Raw genomic sequence first — 18,728 nt, forward strand, 5'->3', positions numbered from 1 at the left:
GAGTTCCGATGTCCACCACCGGTGTAGCGTCCGCCGAGGCGCCCACCGACTCCCCGGCGCCCTACCGGTGGCGCTGGGCCGCGCTCTTCGTGATCCTCGCGGCCGAGGTCATGGATCTCCTCGACGCCGTGGTCACGAACATCGCCGGTCCCTCGATGCGGGCCGACCTGGGCGGCGGCGCCTCCACCCTCCAGTGGCTGGCGGCGGCGTACACCCTCTCGATGGCCGTCGGCCTCGTCACCGGCGGCCGGCTCGGGGACATCCACGGTCGCCGCAGGATGTTCCTGGTCGGTGCCGCCGGCTTCACCGTGGGCTCGCTGCTGTGCGCGATATCCGCGTCGCCCGAGATGCTGATCGGCGCACGCGTCGTCCAGGGGTTGTTCGGCGCGGTGATGCTGCCTCAGGGACTCGGCATGATCAAGGAGATGTTCCCGCCGCAGGAGTCGCAGAAGGCCTTCGGGCTGTTCGGCCCCGTCATGGGACTGTCGGCGGTGTGCGGGCCCATCCTGGCCGGCTGGCTGGTCGACGCCGACTACTTCGGCACCGGCTGGCGGATGATCTTCCTGATCAACCTGCCGCTGGGTGCCGCGGCCTTCCTCGGTGCCCTGCGCTATCTGCCGCGCGGCCGCTCCGAGCACCGTCCGCGCCTCGACATCCCCGGCATGCTGCTGGTCTCGCTGGCCGCCCTGCTCGTCATCTTCCCGCTGGTCCAGGGCCGTGAGTACGACTGGCCCGGATGGACGTTCGCGATGATGGCCGCGTCGGTGGCCGTCTTCGCCGCCTTCGCCTGGTACGAGGCGCGCCGCAGCAGGGCCGGCCGGGATCCGCTGGTCGTCCCCAGCCTGTTCCGCAAGCGCGGCTTCAGCGGCGGTATGACGCTCGGACTCGTCTTCTTCTCGACCATGCAGGGCTTCATGCTGGTCTTCAACCTGTACACCCAGCTCGGCCTCGGCTACTCGCCGCTGAAGGCGGGACTGGTGATGGTGCCCTGGTCGGGCGGCATGATCGTCGGTTTCGGGATCGCCCAGGGCGTGGCCCGCTTCGGCCGGGCCGTGCTCCAGGCGGGCGCGCTGGTCATGGCTGTCGGCGTGTTCGGCGTGTGGCTGACCCTCGACATGGTGGGTTCGGGCGTCGGGCCCTGGCAGCTCCTGCCGTCCCTGCTCCTCACCGGCATCGGGATGGGCCTGCTCATGGCGCCGTTCTTCGACATCGTGCTCGCCAGTGTCGAGCAGCACGAGACGGGCTCGGCCTCGGGCACGATGACCGCGATGCAGCAGCTCGGCGGCGCCTTCGGCGTGGCCGTCCTCGGCACCGCCTTCTTCGGCCTCCTCGGCGGCGGCATCGCGACCGCCGTGGACCACCACTCGGCCGGTCTGCGGGGGCAGTTGGCCGCCGCGCACGTGGCGCCCGCCACCCAGGACCGCCTCGTCGCGGACCTGCGCGCCTGCGCCTCGGACCGCGCCGTCGCCAAGGACCCCGCCGCGACCCCGGCGTCCTGTGTGCGCCTGGAGAAGGACACCCGGTCGGCCGTGACCTCGCCGCAGGCCGCCGCCCGGATACCCGGCGCGCTGAAGGCCACCGCCTCGTCGGCCTTCCAGAGCGGTTTCGGATCGGTCATGAAGACGGTGCTGTGGATCGTCGACGGCATGCTCGCCCTCACCTTCCTGCTCGCCTTCCTCCTGCCGCGCCACGCCCGTCCCGAGGTGGCCGGGGCCCACTGAGCCCGCCCGCACCGGAATCGGCCCGGCACCGGCACCGCTTCGGCGACCGCGACGGCCCGGCGGCTCCTTCCCAGGTGCTGCCGGGCCGTCCGGTTACCGACGGTGCCGACCGCCGTGCCCCATAAGCTGAGCTGGGGGAACGAAGCCCGAAGCGGGCAAGCGGGTCGGTCACCGGCTGGGGGGACGAGGGCGTGGCGGAACTGGTGGGCAGATCGGCGGAACTCGCGCGGCTGGACGCCCTCCTCGCGGAACCCGGGCGGCCCGAACTGCCCCGGGTCGTCGACGTCGTCGGTGAACCCGGCATCGGGAAGAGCAGGTTGCTGGACGAGGTGTGCGCGCGGGCCCGCCGGACCGGGCTCACCGTACTGCGCGGCCGGGCCACGCAGTACGAACAGCACGTCCCCTTCCAGCTGTTCAGCGATGCCTTCGCCGGCACCGGGCCCGGCGCCCCGGCCGCACCGGCCCTCGCCGGGGCGCGCTCGCTGCTGCACGGCGGCGGCGGGCACGCGCCGGGCGATCCGTCCGCCGCCGGGGCCGCCGCACGGTTCGGGCTGCACCGGCGGATCGCCGAACTCCTGGCGGACCTGGGCGGACCCGGCCTGGTGCTGGCCCTGGACGATCTGCACTGGGCGGATCCCGCGTCCCGCGAGCTCGTGGACCACCTCGTCCGGCACCCCGCCCGCGGAAAGGTCCTGCTGGTGGTGGCCCGGCGGGAGCGGCAGACACCGACGGCGCTGACCGCGGCCCTGACGCGTGCCGCCGACAGCGGGACCGTGCTCCACCTGGCCCTGGAGCCGTTCTCCGAGCGGGAGTCCGCCGAGGCGCTCGGGCCGGGCGTCCCGGAGGCCCGGGCCAGGCAGTTGCACGCCGCGAGCGAGGGGAACCCGCTGTATCTCTTCGCCCTGGTGCACGCGCACCGCACGGGGACGTCACCGCGCGGCCTCACCCCCGGCACGCACGCCGCCGACCCGTATCCGGCCGGCCCGGACCGCGCCGCCCTGGACCCGGCCGGCCTGCCCGGCGGCCTCGCGGCGCTGCTGCTGGAGGAACTGGCCACGCTCAGCGAGCCGCAGCTCCGGGTCGTCGAGGCGGCGGCAGCACTCGGCGACCACGCCACACCCGGCCTGCTGAGCTCGGTGACCGGGCTCTCCCCCAGGGACCTGGACGGCGAGACCGCCGCCCTGGCGGTGCTGGACGTGCTGCGTGCCGGGCCGGGCGGCGGATGGGTGCTGCGCCATCCCCTGGTCCGCGCCCTGGTCCACGAGCGGACGGCACCCGCGCTGCGGGCCGAACTCCACCGCCGCGCCGCCCGGGAACTGGCCCGGCGCGGCGCTCCCGCCACCGAACGGGCACGCCATGTCGAGGCGTCGCTGACCGGCTGGGACCCCCGGGCCGCCGAGGTGCTCGTCGAGGCCGCCGCACGGTTCGCGCCGACCGCCCCCGCCACCGCCGCCCATCTGCTGGGCGTCGTCCTGACCCACATGCCGGACACGCCCGACCGCTTCGCCCGGCGCGGCGAGCTGGTCCTGGCGCGCGCCCGTGCGCTCGGCGTCGGCGGGCATCTCCGGGAGAGCCGGGACCTGCTGCACACGCTGATCGAGACGTCCGGCAAGGACCATCCCGAACTGCGCACCCGGGCCGTCGCCCAGTGCGCCGTGATGGAGCGGTACCTCGGCCACTCCCCCGAGGCCGGCGCACTGCTGCGGCGGGAGCTGTCCCGCGATCCGGGGCCGTCCCCCGCCCAGGCGGTGTCGCTGCGGCTGGCCCTCGGCATGTCCGCCCTGCTGACCGCGTCCTATCCGCAGGCACGCGCGGACGTCGCGCACGCCCTCGCACTCGCCCGCGCCGACGACGATCCCGCCGGCGAGGCGGCGGCACTGGCCCTCGCCGCGCTGGGCGAGGCGTACGAGGGCGAGACGGGGACCGCGGCCCGGTTCGCCGACGACGCCGCCTCGCTCACGGACGCGCTGACCGATCCCGGCCTCACCGATCCGTGCGACGCGCTGGTGTGGCTCGCCTGGGCGGAGACCCTGCTGGAGCGGTACGGCGACGCCGAGCGCCATCTCGCACGGGGGCTCGGGATAGCCCGCCGTACCGGGCAACTGCACGTGCTGCCGCACCTGTTGACGTGCCGGGCGTTCATCCACGTCACCACCTGCCGGTTGCCGTCCGCGCTGGAGGCCGCCGAGGAGGCGGAGTCCATCGCCCGGGCGGCCGGCAGCGACGGCCTGCTCGGATTCACCCTGGCCGTCAAGACGCTGGTGCTGCTGCTGGCCCGTCCCCTGGGCGACGGCGGCGCCCTGGCCACCGGCGAGGAGGCCGTCACCGCGGCGGGCGGCGGCAAGGGCTGGTGGTCGTCGCTGGCCTGGTGCATGCTCGGGCACGCGACGTACGCGAGCGGCGATCCCTACGGCGCCCAGCAGGCCATCGTCCGGGCCGGAGGCGGTCCGGAACTGCCCTCGCTGCAACCGTCGATCCGTCCCGGCCAGCTCGACACCCTCGCGGCCGCGGCCCTCGCCGCCGGCGATGTGGCGGAGGCCGCCCGCCGGGTCGCCCAGGCGACGGACGAGGCCGAACGGCTGGGCCTCGACGGGCAGCGCGCGGCCGCCCTGCGCGCCGAGGCCGGTCTCGCCGAGCACCACGGGGAGACCGACCGTGCCGTACGGCTCCTCGACGCGGCGGCGGGCGCGTACGTCACCTGCGGTCAGGCCCTGTGGGAGGCGTACACCCTGCTGCGGGCGGCGCCCCTGGTGCGGCGGGCGGGGCAGGGAGCGCGCGCCGCCGCGATGTGGCACCGGGCCCACCGGATCGCCGTCGGCGGCGGCGCCCGCCTGCTGGTGGACCTCGCCGAACTCGTCCGTCCACAGGTGCTGGCCGAGACACCCCAGGTACCCCCGCAGCTGGCGGAGCTGACGGCCCGTGAGCTGGAGGTGGCCCGGCTGGTGGCGGAAGGGCTCGGCAACCAGGACATCGCCGAGCGGCTCCACCTCAGCCGCCGCACCGTCGAGACCCATCTGTCCTCGATCTACCGCAAGGCGTCGCTCCCGTCGCGTGCGGCCCTGGCCGGGCTCATGACCCGCGTCGGGCTGGGAACCGGATCCTGAGCGCCGCCCCCGCCCGGTGCTCCACGCGGAACACGTAGGCGGATACGTGTTTCCCCGGAGGCCGACTCCCCCGCCGGCGTCTACGTTCGGTCGGTCGGACGGATTCGGAGCGGTTCAGAGGGGACTGTGTGAGCGGCAACGCCCAAAGAGCGCGGGGAAGTTGGGTGCCACTGCTGGTGGCGGGGGGTCTGCTGGCCGGGTGTACGGCAGCGGGGGCCGACGGTGGGCCGGCCGGACGGGCCGGGGCGTCCGCGCACGCCGTCCCCCGGGAGGCCGCGGTCACCGGGGACGCGACCCCGTCGGGCGGCCCGAGCGCCACGGCCGCCTTCACGCCCGACGCCGCGCTCGTCCCCAGGACGGCCGGAAAGGGGCGGAGGCTGCTGGACTCGGTCGTGTTCGCAGCGGACGACTGGGGCCGGGGGTTCGTCGCACAGGACCCGGCCGAGAGCACCCCGGGCACCTGGGCCGTGCTGGACGGCGGCTGCCGCTGGACCCGGCGGAAGACGCCCGAGGGGGTCCTGGCCAGTCTGTCCCGGTACAGCGTGCTGCCCGCCCGCAAGGGCCGCGGTGCCGTCAAGGTGACGGCGGCGGCCACCGCGCACTCCTCCGCTCTCGGCGCCGACGAACAGCTCAGCACCACCCTGGAGGAGGTGCTGCGCTGCCCGGAGCAGCAGCCGCGGGACGGCGAGCGGATCACGGGCCTGAACTCCCTCGGCACCCCCTTCGGCGCCCGCGAGCAGGACTACGCCGACGACTCCGTGCTGGAGGCCGGCACGTACGTCGAGAAGGGCGGCACGGCGCAGTCGTACCGGTGGATGGTCGCCCGGCTGGGCACGATCGTCGCGGCCGTATCGGTGACGGGCGGGAAGGGGCACAGCGAGCAGGAGCTCCAGGCCCTGGGCGCCGACACCCTGGGCCGGATGCTGGGACGCGCCAAGCAGCAGCTGGGAGGCAAGTGATGGAGCCGCTGCGTACGTCCGACCCCTCCCGGCTGGCGGGCCACCGGCTGCTCGGCCGGCTCGGCGCGGGCGGCATGGGTGTGGTGTACCTGGCCCGCTCGTCCGGCGGTTCGCTGGTCGCGCTGAAGGTGATCCAGGCCGAGTTCGCCGAGGACACGGGATTCCGGGAACGGTTCCGGCGGGAGGCGGAGACGGCGCGCCGGATGACGAGTCCCTGGGTGGCGGCCCTCGTCGACGCGGACCCCGAGGCTCCGCAGCCGTGGCTGGCCACCGAGTACGTGCCGGGGCCCTCGCTGGGCGAGGCCGTCGCGGCCCACGGTCCCCTGCCCGTACGGACCCTGCGCGTGCTGGGGGCGCGGCTCGCCCGGGCGCTGCGGGACCTGCACGCGGCGGGTCTGGTGCACCGGGACGTCAAGCCGGGCAATGTGCTGCTCGCCCTCGACGGACCGCGGCTGATCGACTTCGGTGTGGCCCGCGATCCGCGGGACACCGCGCTCACGTCGACCGGCGTGGTGGTGGGCACCCCGGGCTTCATGGCACCGGAACAGACCGGGGGCGGCGAGGAGCCGGGGCCGGCCGCGGACGTCTTCGCGCTGGGCTGTGTGCTCGCCCACGCGGCGACCGGGCGTCCGCCGTTCGGCACCGGCTCGCTGGACGCGCTGCTGTACCGCACGGTGCACGACGCGGCGGATCTGGAAGGGGTGCCCCGGGAACTCGCCGGGGTGGTGAGCGGCTGCCTGGAGAAGGAGCCGCGGCTGCGGCCCACGGCTGCGGCGCTGTGGGACACGCTCACGGCTCCCGCGCCGGACGCGCCTGCCGACCCGCGGGAGGCCCTGCGCGCGGGGCCTCCCGCGAGCCAGGAGGGGACAGGCGCGTCCGGCGCCGTGACCGGCGAAGTACCGGCCGACGGCGAGTGGTTGCCCGAGTCGCTGGTGCGGCTGATCGCCGAACGGGCCGCTCTCGGGATCGCGCTGCCCGGAGTCGACGACACGGAGGTCGACCCGGCGGCCGCGGACGCCGCGGCCGGGGACACCGCCACGGCGGACACGGAGGCGGTGGCACCGCCGGACCGCGCCGTCGGCAGACGGCGGTTGCTGCTCCTGGCAGGCGGCGCGGCCGTGGTGGCGGCCGGCGGCGGTGCGGCCGCCTGGGCCGCGTTCTCCGGTGACCGGGACGGCAAGGGCGCCGGTGCCGCCGGGACGGGCACCGGGCAGGTGCACACCATCGGCCTGCACGCGGACCTCAGCGGGGACCAGAAGGCGGTCGGCCGGGCTCAGGAGCGCGGGCTCCGGCTGGCGGTCGAGGAGTTCAACTCCCGTAGGGACAAGCCCTTCACGCTCGCCGTGAAGACCGTGGACGACGGCGGCGACCAGACTCGGTCGGCGGCCGCGGCCAAGCGGCTGGTCGCCGACCCGGCCGTCCTCGCGGTGGTCGGACCCACCACGGACGCCACCGCACTGGCGTCGCTCGCCACGTACGACGCCGCGTCGCTGCCCCTCATCGCGGTCTCTCCGGGCGCCACCGTACTGACGGTGACGGGCAGCCGCTCCTTCCTGCACGCCCGGGTGACCGACACCGTCCTGCCGTTCTACCTCGACGCGTATCTGCGGGGCACCGCCAAGTCGCGCACCGTCGGGATCGTCGACGACCGGGCGGCGGACACCTACGGCTGGGAGATCACCAGCACCCTGGGCAGGATCCTGTGGAAGAACCGGCGGCCCGTCGTGCCGAAGGTGGTCAGCGCGCTGCGGACCGACTTCGCACCGACCCTGGACGCCCTGCTGGAAGGGGGCGCCGACTCCGTCGTCTTCGCCGGGTACCACGAGCGGGCCGCGCTGCTGGCCCGGGAACTGAGCCGCCGTGACTTCCCGGGCGCGCGGGCCGCCGCTCAGGGGGTGCTCGACGACCGGTTCCTCGCCGCCGCCGGGGACGCGGCCGAGGGCTGGACGATCGTCGCGCCCGTCATGGACGCCGCCGTGGCGCCGGGTGCGAAGGCGTTCGCGGCCGCTTACCGCGGGCGGTTCGACGGGGAGCCGGAACGGTACGCGGTCGAGGCGTACGACGTGGCGCAGCTCGTCCTCGGGAGCCTGCGCTCGCTGTCCGCGGGGCACCGCACCCGGGGGAACCTGACGACTGCCCTGCGCTCGGCCAAGTACCGGGGGATCAGCCGGAACCTGGCGTTCGACGCGAAGACGGGTGCGCTCGTCGTCGACGGCACCGGCGTCCACCTGTGGCAGGTCGTCGGCGGCCGGTTCGGGTACCGGGGCGTGGCGCCCTTCCAGGTGTCCACCTGAGAGCCCGCTGATGGAACCGTTGCGCGGGGCCGACCCGGCAGGGATCGGGGGGTACCGGCTGCTGCGCCGGCTCGGCGCGGGCGGCATGGGGGTGGTGTACCTGGCCCGGTCGGGTACGGGTTCGCTCGCCGCGGTGAAGGTCATCCGCGCCGCGTACGCGGACGATCCGGGTTTCCGGGCGCGGTTCCGGCGGGAGGTGGAGACCGCGGGCCGGGTCGTCAGCCCCTGGGTCGCAGCGTTGCTCGACGCGGAGCCGGACGCTTCGCCGCCGTGGCTCGCCACCGCGTTCGTGCCGGGTCCCTCGCTGGCGGCGGCGGTCGAGGAGTGCGGGCCGCTCCCCGAGGCGTCGGTACGGTTCCTCGGCGACCGGCTCGCCGAGGCGCTGGGCACCGTGCACGGGGCGGGCCTGGTGCACCGGGACGTCAAGCCGGACAACGTGCTGCTCGCCCTCGACGGCCCGCGGATGATCGACTTCGGTATCGCCCGGATGCCCGAGGACAACGCGCTCACCGCCACCGGGATGGTGGTCGGCTCCCCCGGCTTCCTCTCCCCCGAGCAGGCCCGGGGACGGGGCCGGGAGATCGGGCCGGCGAGCGACGTCTTCTCGTTCGGCTGTCTGCTGGCGTACGCGGCGACGGGCGAACGCCCTTTCGGCCGGGGCTCGGCCGCCGAGGTGCTGGTGCGGACCGTCCACGACGAACCGGACCTGGACGGCGTACCGGCGTCGCTGGTGCCGCTGCTGCGGGGCTGTCTGGCGAAGGAGGCCGCCGCCCGCCCCGCCGTGTCCGAGGTGCGTGCGGCGCTGGAGGGCGGGAGCGGGGATGGGGACTGGCTGCCGGACTCGGTCACCCGGCTGATCGCGCGGCGTTCCGCCGCCGTCCTCGCGCTGCCCGCCGTCGAGGCGACCCAGGTGACGACCGGGGCGACCGAAGGGTCCGGCGCTCCGGCGGGCGCCGACACGCTGCCGGTGGCCGCGGGACGGCCGACGGGCACCACACGACGCCGCTTCCTGGTGCTGGGCCCGGCCGCCGGGGTGGTGGCCGCGGGGGCCACGGCGGCATGGTGGACGGCGGATCGCCCCGGCCGCGCCTCGCCGCGCGGCGGCGGGCCGCTTCCGCGTCTGACGGTCGCCCTGCAGGGGGATCTGACGGGCGGCCGGAAGGCGGCCGGGCTGGCGCAGCAGAACGGGGTCCGGCTGGCCGTCGAGCACCTCAACTCCCGTCCCGGGCGCGGCTTCGATCTCACCCTCCAGGTGCACGACGACGCGGGCAGCCCGTCCCGGGCGCGGCAGGTGGCGCGGCGGCTCGCGGCCGACGGCCGGGTGCGCGCGGTGATCGGTCCGACCACCGATGCCTGCGCCGAGGCCGTGTGCGGGCAGTACCAGCGGGCGCTGCTGCCCCTGGTGTCCGTGTCGGTCGGCCTCGACGAGCTCGGCGCGAAGGCGGCCGGCAGCTACCGCGCGTACGCGGCCACCCGGCCCCCCGATCGCAACCTGGCCGCACCCCTGGCGACCCATCTCGTCCGCACCGTCCGGGCCCGGCGGACCGTGCTGATCGACGACGCGGCCGAGGGCGACTTCAGCTGGGGGATCTGCGCGGCCGTCGCCGAGGCGGTCGGCTCGGCACGGCGCACCACGATCCGGCGCACCCTCGCCGCCCGGGCGGACGGGGCCGGGGCCTACCGTGCCCTCGCCGAGTCGGTGACGGACGCGCACGCGGACGCCGTGCTGTTCGCCGGCGGACCCGCCCGCGCGGCGCGACTGGCGCGTGCGCTGCGCGCGGCCGGCTGGTCCGGTGCGCGGCTGGCCACCCAACGCGCCCTGGATCCGGCCTTCCTGCACGCGGCCGGTGACGCCGCCGAAGGGTGGGTCTTCGCCGCCGCCTTCCTCGATCCGTCCGGTGTGCCGGCCGCCAGGTCCTTCGTCGCCGCCTACCGCGAGCGCTTCGGGGCCGCCCCGCCCTGGTACTCCGCCGAGGCGTACGACGCGATGCTCTTCGTGGGCCGGGCGATGGCGACGCTCGGGGCCGCCCGGGCGGAGCGGGGGGCGCTCGTGGGACGGCTGCGCGAGACGGACTACCGGGGCATCACCAAACGGTTGCGCTACACGTCGTCGAGCACCGGGTACACCACGAAGGCGCTCTACCTCTTCCGGGCGTCCGGCGACCGCTTCCGCTTCCTCGGCCAGTACGAGGACGCCACGGCCTGATCCGTGCGGCGGGCCCCCCGTGTCACGACTCCTCGGCGGTCTCCGCCACGACGGTCCAGCCGTGCCGCACGCCCGTGCGGTCCCGGCCGTCGACGCGAGCGATGCCGGGCCCCCCGTCGCTGCGCGAGAGCAGTGCGCTGACCAGCGTGCGGTAGGCGAAGCAGAGGGTCGCGGCCACGGTCACGGCGAAGGCGATTCCGGGCCCGTACCCGGTGCCGGTGGCGGTGTGGAGCACGTGCACGAAGGCGTAGAGGCCGGCGAGGGTCAGCAGGGCCCACACCTTCCACAGCACGGCGTGCAGCCGCCGCCGGCGCCGTACCTCCGCGAACGACGGGAGGACGACCCGCAGTCGTGCGCCGCAGTGGTCGCACGTCTCGGCGCGTTCGCTGCCGCGCTCGTCCGACCGCCGGATCCGGCTGACGTCGGCATTGGTGACGGCGACCGTCCGGTTCCCCCGGTTCGGCGCCTCCTTGTCGACGATGTGCGTGATCCGGTACTCGAAGGTCCCCGGCACCTGTGCGGCCATGGCTCCGCCCCCCCTTCGCTCCCCCGACTCACGGGTACTACCCCCGCCCCGAGGTCAGGTACCTGGCCCGCCACCCCGGCAGACAGTCGTGAAGGTACAGCGTGAAGGGGAGCCACCAGATCAGGTCGTTGGTGACGAGGAGGAGTCCGGAGGCCAGGGGCCACTGGCCGGTGAGGTACAGCCACAGCCAGCCGAGCGGCCCCAGGACCTTGCCGGCCAGGCCGACCGCGGCGACGGTGACACCTTCGGCGGGCCGCAGGGCCACGTCCAGGTAGAGCAGCCCGTACAGGCCGAGCACCATGCCGAGGGTCATGAAGATCTGCGGGTGGTTCTGCGGGGTCATCCCGGCGACGCGGAACACCCATTGCGGGTCGACGACCGCGTAGCAGCCCCAGAGGACGTTGTAGACGCCGGCCGCGGCGAAGACCCGCCGGTGCAGCCGTTCGCGGGGAACGGGAGAAGTCTCACATGAGGTGAACACGGCCTCATTGTCGTGTCCACGCGCCGGTAGCATCCGCCGCATGGGGGAATCGAACATCGTGGTGGTCGGGGGCAGCGGCTTCTACGGCCGTTACGTCGTCGCCGACTTGCTGCGCAGGCCCGACGTCCGCGTCACCGTCGTCTCCCGCACACCGCCGCGGCCTCCCTTCCCCTCCCAGCGGGTCCACTGGGTCGCCGGTGACCGCGACGCGCCCGGGCGGCTGGCCGGCCTCCTGGGGGACGCGGCCGCGGTGGTGCACTGCGCGGGGCCGTTCCAGGCCCTCGACGGCCCCGGCACCCATCCGCTCGGGCCGCTGCGCGCGGCGGTGGCCGCCGGCGTCCCCTACGTCGACATCAGTGAGGACCGCGGCTTCCTGCGCGCGGCGGCCACGGCTGCGGGTCCGGCGACGGCTCCCGTCCTGACCGGGGCGTCCGTCGTACCGGGCCTGCAGACACTGATCGTCGACGACCTCGCCCGGGGCATGGACCGCGTCGACGGTGTCCTGTGCTGTGCCGCCCCCGACACCCGCCGGCACCGGGGGCCGGCGATGTTCGAGGCGATGATGCACGGCGCGGGACTCCCCTTCACCGCTCCCCGCGGGGGCGTGCCCACGGTGGTGCACGGCTGGTCGGAACCCGAGTGGACGCTGTTCCCGCCGCCGGTCGGCCGCCGCCTGGTCCACCAGGTGTACGAGATGGCGGACCTGGACGTGCTGGCCGGGCTGTACGGCGCCCGTACGATCGCCTTCAAGGCCGGCACCGAATTCACCGCCGTCAACCGGGCGTTGGGGCTCTTCGCCGCGGTGCGGGCGCGCACCGGGCGGCCCCGCGCCGCCCGGCGCTGGACCCCGCTGGTGCGCGCGCTGTCGTGGCTCGTCGGCCGGGTCGGCGACGAGGCGGGCGGCTTCACGGTCTCCGTGAGCGGGTGGCGGGACGGGCGGGCGGTCACCCGGCGGATGGGGATGACGGCCCGGCAGGACGGCGGCCGCATCCCCTCGCTGCTCGCCGGCATCGCCGTCGAGCACCTGCTGACGGGCCGGCTGCACACCGCCGGCCTCGTCCCGCTCCGATCCTGGCTGACACCGCACGAACTGCGCACGGCGCTGCGCGACCGCGACATCGGCCTGTGGCGGAGGGACGACGAGGCCGACGACTGGCGGTCGTGGGAGGACTGACGCGCCGTCACTCCCCGCACCGCCGACCAGATCCCGGGCCCCGGCCCCTCAGCTGTCGTAGTCGACGGTCAGGGTCTCGGAGACCGGGTAGGTCTGGCAGGTCAGGACGTATCCTGCGTCCACCTCGGCCGGTTCCAGCGCGTAGTTGCGGCGCATGTCCGCCTTGCCGTCGGTGATGTGGGCACGGCAGGTGCCGCAGACGCCGCCCTTGCAGGCGAAGGGCAGGTCGGGGCGGACCCGGGCCGCGGCGTCGAGGATGGTGGACTCGCGGGAGAGCGCGGAGGTGGTGGAGCGGCCGTCCAGGACGACGGTGACCTGGCTGACCGGGCCGTCCGCGCGGGGCTCCTCGTGGCGGGCCGTCACCACCGGCTCGTCCCCGGCGAAGAAGAGCTCCTGGTGGATCCGGTCGTCCGGCACGCCCAGCTCGGCCAGGACCCGCTGGGCGTCGAGGACCATGCCGTGCGGGCCGCACAGCCACCAGTGGTCCGCCTCGGAGACGTCGACCAGGCCGTCGATGAGGGCGGCCAGCCGCTCGGCGTCCAGCCGGCCGGTGAGCAGTTCGGCCTCGCGCGGCTCGCGGGACAGCACGTGGGCGAGCTGGAACCGGGCCGGGTGGAGGTCCTTCAGGTCGGCGAGCTCGTCGGCGAACATCACCGAGCCGGTGCGGCGGTTGCCGTAGAACAGGGTGACCCGGGAGGACTCGTCGGCGGCGAGGACCGACTCGGCGATGGAGACCATGGGCGTGATGCCCGAGCCGGCCGCGACGAGCACGTGGTGTCCGGGGGTGGTGAGGTCGGGGGTGAAGGCGCCGACCGGGCCCATCACCTCGACGGTGTCACCGGGCTCGACCTCGTTCACCAGCCAGGAGGAGAACAGGCCGCCGGGGACCACCCGGACGCCGATCCGGGGCCGGGAACCGGCCGGGGAGCAGATCGAGTACGAGCGCCGCTCGTCGCGCCCCTCGACCTCGCGGCGCAGGGTGAGCGACTGGCCGGGCTCGAAGGCGAACTCCTGCGCCAGCTCGTCGGGGATGTCGAAGCTCACCGCGACCGCGTCCTCGCACAGCCGCTCGATCGCCGCGACCCGCAAGGTGTGGAACGCCGGGCGGCGACGGGTGCGCCGCACCGGGGCGGGGGCCGCGTCGGCGGGGGCCAACAGGTCCTCCATCAGATCTCCTTGACGTACTCGAACGGTTCGCGGCAGGCGCGGCAGCGCCACAGCGCCTTGCAGGAGGTGGCGCCGAACCGGGAGGTCTCCTCCGTGTCCGTGGCGCCGCAGCGCGGGCAGGTCACCGCCTCGCGGGTGGCCGACAGCACCAGCGGCACGGGGCCCGCCGCCGGGCGGGGCGCCGGCCCCGGCGGGGCGATACCGTGCTCGGCGAGCTTGCGGCGGCCCTCGGAGGTGATCCAGTCGGTGGTCCACGGCGGGTCCAGGACCGTGCGCACCTCCACGCGCTCGTATCCGGCGCCCTTCAGCCGCGCGGACACCTCGGCCCGCATCTCGGACATGGCGGGGCAGCCGGAGTAGGTGGGGGTGAGGTCGGCGACGACCGTGCCCTCGGGCGTCACCCGCACCTCACGCAGCACGCCGAGGTCGGCGAGGGTGAGCATGGGCAGCTCGGGGTCGGGCACCTGCTCGGCGATGTGCCGGGCACGCCGGACGTCGGTGAGGACGGTCACCATGTCGCCTCCGGGTGCGCGCGGGCCACGCTCTGCAGTTCCGTCAGCAGCGGGGCGAGGTGCGCGGTGTGCTCGCCCTCACGCCCGGAACCGGCCGCCGCCTCCGGCACCTCCGGCAGGGACAGCGTGGCGGCCTCGGTGACCTGGTGCAGCACGCCGAGGACGCTCTCCTCGGCGTCGTGGGCCGCGAACACCTCGCGCAGGTACGGCGCCACCGCGTCGAGTCCGGCCCGCATGCGCCGGTGCGACTCCGCGGTGCCGTCGCCGAGCCGGACGACCCACTCGGCCGCGTACTGCCGGTGGTACGTCAGCTCCTTCACGCCCTTGGCGGCGATGGCGGCGAGCACCGGGTCGGCGGAGCCGGCGAGGCGCTCGAAGCGGGCCAGCCGCGAGGTGGCGAGGACCAGCAGCCGGGCCATGGAGAACGCGAAGTCGCCGTTGGGCAGTTCGGCCAGGGTCACGTTGCGGAAGTCGTCCGCGTCGCGGAAGTAGGCGTAGGCGTCCTCGCTCCGGCCGGTGCCGTCGACCTGGCCGCAGCGGGCGTACAGCAGCCGGGCCTGGCCGAGGAGGTCGAGCCCGATGTTGGCGAGGGCGACCTCCTCCTCCAGCTCCGGGGCACGGGTGGTCCACTCGGCCAGCCGCTGGGCGGTGACGAGCGCGTCGTCGCCGAGTGCGAGGCAGCACGCGGCCAGTTCGGCCCGGTCGACGCCCTCGGGGACGTCCGTGCTCACGCCGTACAGCGGGTCCTCGAACCCCGTGCCGAAGGCCCAGCGGGCGTCGCTGTCGTCGTGTCCCTCGGCCAGGGACAGGTAGACGTGATCGTCGCTCATGACCTGCTCCTAGATGTGCGGGACGTCGTCGGGGATGTCGTAGAAGGTGGGGTGCCGGTAGACCTTGTCGGCGCTCGGGTCGAAGAAGGGGTCCTTCTCGTCGCGGGTGGAGGCCGTGATGTGCTCGGAGCGCACCACCCAGATGCTCACGCCTTCGTTGCGCCGGGTGTACAGGTCGCGGGCGTGGGTGAGAGCCATGCGGTCGTCGGCCGCGTGCAGGGAGCCGACGTGGACGTGGTTGAGTCCCCGCTTGCCGCGTACGAAGACCTCGTACAGCGGCCACCCGTCCTTCTTCGCCTGCGTGTCGCTCATGCCACTGCTCCGTTCTGCGTCCTGGCGGCCTGCTTGGCGGCGTGCGCGGCTGCCGCCTCGCGCACCCAGGCACCCTCCTCGTGCGCGGCCCGGCGCCGCGCCATCCGCTCCTCGTTGCACGGCCCGTCGCCCGTGATCACCCGCTTGAGTTCGGACCAGTCGGGGGTGCCGAAGTCGTACCGGCCGCGGTCCTCGTTCCAGCGCAGCTCCGGGTCGGGCAGGGTCACGCCGAGTTTCTCGGCCTGCGGCACGGTCATGTCCACGAACCGCTGGCGCAGCTCGTCGTTGCTGTGCCGCTTGATCTTCCAGGCCATGGACCGCGCCGAGTTGGGCGAGTCGTCGTCGGGGGGTCCGAACATCATCAGGGACGGCCACCACCAGCGGTCCACGGCGTCCTGGACCATCGCGCGCTGGGCGTCGGTGCCGCGCATCATCGTCATCAGCAGTTCGAAGCCCTGCCGCTGGTGGAAGGACTCCTCCTTGCAGATGCGGACCATCGCGCGGGCGTAGGGCCCGTAGGAGCTGCGGCACAGCGGCACCTGGTTGCAGATGGCGGCGCCGTCGACGAACCAGCCGATGACGCCGACGTCGGCGAAGTTCCGGGTCGGGTAGTTGAAGATCGAGGAGTACTTCTGACGGCCTTCGAGCAGCCGCTGGGTCAGGTCGGCGCGGTCGACGCCGAGGGTCTCGGCCGCCGAGTACAGGTACAGCCCGTGGCCGGCCTCGTCCTGGACCTTGGCGAACAGGATCGCCTTGCGGCGCAGGGACGGCGCACGGGTGATCCAGTCGCCCTCGGGCTGCATGCCGATGATCTCCGAGTGGGCGTGCTGCGCCACCTGCCGGACCAGCGTCTTGCGGTAGCCGTCCGGCATCCAGTCCCGGGGCTCGATCCGCTGGTCGCGGGCAATCGTGTCCTCGAACCGCTCCTGGAGTTCGGGCGGCGCTCCGTCCGCCGACGGGGACCCGGCCTGCCGTGCAGTCATCCCTACCACCAATCCCAACCGACCGTTCGTTCGGTTCATGATATGACGAGTTCCCGCGTTTTTGGAAGTGGTGACCGCCCGGAACCCGGCCGCGGGGCCGGAGGAGGTCGGGTCGGCCGGGCCGGAGGTCACTCCCAGTCGGCCGGGCCGGCGGTCACCCCCAGGTGTAGAAGCCCTGCCCGGTCTTCCTCCCGAGCTCCCCGCGGGCCACCTTGTCGCGCAGCAGCCGCGGCGGGGCGAAGCGCTCGCCGAGGGTGGCGTGCAGGTGCTCGGCGATGGCGAGGCGCACGTCCAGCCCGACCAGGTCGGTGAGCCGGAGGGGGCCCATCGGGTGCTTGTAGCCCAGGTGCATGGCGTCGTCGATGGCCTCGGGCTCGGCGACCCCGGACTCGACCATGCGGATCGCCTCCAGGCCCAGGGCCACGCCCAGCCGGCTGCTGGCGAAGCCCGGGGAGTCCTTGACGACGACGTCCTTCTTGCCCAGGCAGCGGGTCCAGTCGAGGGCGCTGCGCAGGGTGTCGTCGCCGGTGGCGGGGGCGACGACGATCTCGACGAGTTCCGAGGCCGGCACCGGGTTGAAGAAGTGCATGCCGAGGAATCGGCCGGGCCTGGTGAGCGCGGCACCGAGTTCGGCGACCGAGAGGGAGCTGGTGTTGCTGGCCAGGACGGTCCGTGTGGCCACGACCTGCTCCGCCGCCGCCAGCACGCCCGCCTTGAGGGCGGCGTCCTCGAAGACGGCTTCGACGACGAGATCGGCGTGCGCGGGCAGGTCCGCGACCGAGGCGACGGTCGTGACGCGGCCGAGCACCCGGTCCGCGGGTTCGGTGAGCCGGTCGCGTTCGGCGGCCCGCTTCAGCCCGGTGGCCACCCGTTCGAGGGCCTGGGCCGCCGAGCGCGCGTCGCTCTCGACGATCGTGACGGCCGATCCCGCCGTCGCGAAGGACTGGGCGATGCCGGCGCCCATACGGCCGCCGCCGATCACTCCCACGACTGCCGGTGCTGCGGTCATGCTCCAGTCCCCTTCTCCAGGAATCGGGTCGTGCGCCGCGCGTCGACGGCGTTGCGGGCGTCCGGACGGTACGGGGAGACGACGAGCCGGCCCCCGGACTCCGCCGGCGAGGCGGTGTCGTACCCGGCGGGGGTCACGGCCGCTCCACGAGCATGGCCACGCCCTGCCCCACGCCCACGCAGAGGGTGGCCAGGCCCCGGCGGGCGTCCTCCCGCTCCATGCGGCCGAGCAGGGTGAGCAGGATGCGGGAGCCCGAGCAGCCCAGCGGGTGGCCGAGGGCGATCGCACCGCCGTCGGCGTTGACCTTCTCCTCGTCGAGCTTGAGCCGGCGGACGACGGCCAGGGCCTGGACGGCGAACGCCTCGTTCAGTTCGACGGCGCCCAGGTCCGCCGTCTCCCAGCCCGCGCGGGCCAGTGCCTTCCGGGTGGCGGGCACCGGGCCGAGTCCCATGACGTTCGGCTGGACACCGGCGGAGGCCGAGGTGACGATGCGGGCCCGGGGGGTGAGGCCGTACCGCCGGACGGCCGCGGCACCGGCCACGACCAGCGCGGAGGCCCCGTCGGAGAGCGGCGAGGACGAACCGGCGGTCACGATGCCGTCCGGCCGGAAGATGGTGCGCAGCGTGCCCAGCTTCTCCAGGGTCGTGCCGGGGCGCGGCCCCTCGTCGCGGGTGACCTCGCCGTCCTTGACGGCGACCGGGACGATCTCCCGGTCGAAGTGCCCGGCCCGCTGTGCCGCCACGGCGCGCTGGTGGCTGCGCAGTGCGAAGGCGTCGGACTCGGCGCGGCCGATGCCGTCCAGGGCCGCGATCTCCTCGGCCGTCTCGCCCATGGACAGGGTGACCTTGACCGTCTCCGGGCCCGCGCCGTGGGGCACCTCGCGGTCCGCCGCGGCGAACCGGGGATTGGTGAAGCGCCAGCCCAGGGCGGTGTCGTGGACCGCGCCCGGCTTGGCCCACGGGGTGCCCGGCTTCTCCATGACCCAGGGCGCCCGGGTCATCGACTCCACTCCCCCGGCGACGACCAGGTCGGCCTCACCCGCCCGGATCGCCTGGGCCGCCGAGGCCACCGCCGTCAGACCGGAGGCGCACAGCCGGTTCACGGTGTAGCCGGGCACGGTGTGCGGGAGGCCGGCCAGCAGCACCGCCATCCTGGCCACGTCGCGGTTGTCCTCGCCGACCTGGTTGGCGGCGCCGAGGATCACCTCGTCCACGGCCTCCCCGGGGATGCCGGAGCGTCGTACGGCCTCGCCGACGACCAGGGCCGCGAGGTCGTCGGGGCGCACGGTGGCGAGGGCGCCGCCGTAGCGCCCCTGCGGAGTGCGGGCACCGTCGATCAGGAATACCTCGTCGGACACGGACGGCCTCCTCGGAAGACGTGCTGAACGTGGGTGTGGATGACGCGTGGAGCGGGGCCGGGAGCGGATCCCCGCGCCCTGCGGCCACCTCTT

The 18,728-nt window shown here is 74.7% G+C and carries 16 protein-coding genes; 6 read left to right on the plus strand and 10 right to left on the minus strand.

Translation table 11 applies throughout. The annotated features are described in order from the left end of the window. Nucleotides 1–8: 8 nt before the first annotated feature. The 5 genes from ACF08B_RS18755 to ACF08B_RS18775 all read left to right on the plus strand — a co-directional run bounded on the left by ACF08B_RS18755 (nt 9) and on the right by ACF08B_RS18775 (nt 10,284). Entirely contained in the window at nt 9–1,721 is a 1,713-nt protein-coding gene (locus tag ACF08B_RS18755; protein ID WP_392318350.1) for an MFS transporter, read from the plus strand. Between the two features lie 191 nt (nt 1,722–1,912). Next, nucleotides 1,913–4,825, plus strand: coding sequence for an AAA family ATPase (locus ACF08B_RS18760; protein WP_392318351.1), 2,913 nt, complete (start codon nt 1,913–1,915; stop codon nt 4,823–4,825). A 164-nt stretch (nt 4,826–4,989) separates the two neighbouring features. Then, on the plus strand, nt 4,990–5,784 hold the full coding sequence (locus tag ACF08B_RS18765; RefSeq protein ID WP_392318352.1) for a hypothetical protein: 795 nt from the start codon (nt 4,990–4,992) through the stop codon (nt 5,782–5,784). Further along, nucleotides 5,784–8,078: a bifunctional serine/threonine-protein kinase/ABC transporter substrate-binding protein gene (locus tag ACF08B_RS18770; RefSeq protein ID WP_392318353.1), complete on the plus strand. Its 2,295-nt coding sequence runs from the start codon at nt 5,784–5,786 to the stop codon at nt 8,076–8,078. Before ACF08B_RS18765 ends, ACF08B_RS18770 begins: the two co-directional genes overlap by 1 nt. A 10-nt stretch (nt 8,079–8,088) precedes the next feature. Next, nucleotides 8,089–10,284, plus strand: a complete 2,196-nt coding sequence (locus ACF08B_RS18775; RefSeq protein WP_392318354.1) for a bifunctional serine/threonine-protein kinase/ABC transporter substrate-binding protein — start codon at nt 8,089–8,091, stop codon at nt 10,282–10,284. Nucleotides 10,285–10,306: 22 nt separating this feature from the next. Here ACF08B_RS18775 and ACF08B_RS18780 read toward each other — a convergent pair whose 3' ends face one another. Both ACF08B_RS18780 and ACF08B_RS18785 read right to left on the minus strand, forming a co-directional pair. Continuing rightward, nucleotides 10,307–10,810 carry a hypothetical protein gene (locus ACF08B_RS18780; protein ID WP_392318355.1) on the minus strand — a complete coding sequence of 168 codons (504 nt, stop codon included), beginning with the start codon at nt 10,808–10,810 and terminating at the stop codon, nt 10,307–10,309. Nucleotides 10,811–10,847: 37 nt separating this feature from the next. Beyond that, complete coding sequence (locus ACF08B_RS18785) at nt 10,848–11,291, minus strand: hypothetical protein (protein ID WP_392318356.1); 444 nt, start codon at nt 11,289–11,291, stop codon at nt 10,848–10,850. Between the two features lie 40 nt (nt 11,292–11,331). Between ACF08B_RS18785 and ACF08B_RS18790 the strand changes: the two genes are divergently transcribed. After that, complete coding sequence (locus ACF08B_RS18790) at nt 11,332–12,465, plus strand: saccharopine dehydrogenase NADP-binding domain-containing protein (RefSeq protein WP_392318357.1); 1,134 nt, start codon at nt 11,332–11,334, stop codon at nt 12,463–12,465. Between the two features lie 48 nt (nt 12,466–12,513). Here ACF08B_RS18790 and paaE read toward each other — a convergent pair whose 3' ends face one another. The 8 genes from paaE to ACF08B_RS18830 form a co-directional block, all read right to left on the minus strand. Further along, a complete protein-coding gene (gene paaE, locus ACF08B_RS18795) occupies nt 12,514–13,632 on the minus strand; it encodes a 1,2-phenylacetyl-CoA epoxidase subunit PaaE (RefSeq protein WP_392318358.1) in 1,119 nt (372 codons plus the stop codon). After that, on the minus strand, nt 13,632–14,147 hold the full coding sequence (paaD, locus tag ACF08B_RS18800) for a 1,2-phenylacetyl-CoA epoxidase subunit PaaD (protein WP_392318359.1): 516 nt from the start codon (nt 14,145–14,147) through the stop codon (nt 13,632–13,634). The genes paaE and paaD overlap by 1 nt, the downstream gene beginning before the upstream one ends. Then, nucleotides 14,141–14,974 (minus strand): 1,2-phenylacetyl-CoA epoxidase subunit PaaC, encoded by an 834-nt coding sequence (gene paaC, locus ACF08B_RS18805; protein WP_392318360.1) that lies wholly within the window; start codon nt 14,972–14,974, stop codon nt 14,141–14,143. Before paaC ends, paaD begins: the two co-directional genes overlap by 7 nt. A gap of 9 nt (nt 14,975–14,983) precedes the next feature. After that, nucleotides 14,984–15,286, minus strand: coding sequence for a 1,2-phenylacetyl-CoA epoxidase subunit PaaB (paaB, locus tag ACF08B_RS18810; RefSeq protein WP_073894717.1), 303 nt, complete (start codon nt 15,284–15,286; stop codon nt 14,984–14,986). Beyond that, entirely contained in the window at nt 15,283–16,269 is a 987-nt protein-coding gene (gene paaA / locus ACF08B_RS18815; RefSeq protein WP_392318361.1) for a 1,2-phenylacetyl-CoA epoxidase subunit PaaA, read from the minus strand. Before paaA ends, paaB begins: the two co-directional genes overlap by 4 nt. A gap of 154 nt (nt 16,270–16,423) precedes the next feature. Beyond that, nucleotides 16,424–17,278, minus strand: a complete 855-nt coding sequence (locus tag ACF08B_RS18820) for a 3-hydroxyacyl-CoA dehydrogenase family protein (RefSeq protein WP_392318362.1) — start codon at nt 17,276–17,278, stop codon at nt 16,424–16,426. After that, complete coding sequence (locus ACF08B_RS18825) at nt 17,275–17,415, minus strand: hypothetical protein (protein WP_392318363.1); 141 nt, start codon at nt 17,413–17,415, stop codon at nt 17,275–17,277. Before ACF08B_RS18825 ends, ACF08B_RS18820 begins: the two co-directional genes overlap by 4 nt. Then, nucleotides 17,412–18,635: a thiolase family protein gene (locus ACF08B_RS18830; RefSeq protein ID WP_392318364.1), complete on the minus strand. Its 1,224-nt coding sequence runs from the start codon at nt 18,633–18,635 to the stop codon at nt 17,412–17,414. The genes ACF08B_RS18825 and ACF08B_RS18830 overlap by 4 nt, the downstream gene beginning before the upstream one ends. Nucleotides 18,636–18,728 lie beyond the last annotated feature (93 nt).

Source organism: Streptomyces sp. NPDC015139 (assembly GCF_043079785.1).
Taxonomy (GTDB): Bacteria; Actinomycetota; Actinomycetes; order Streptomycetales; family Streptomycetaceae; genus Streptomyces; species Streptomyces albidocamelliae.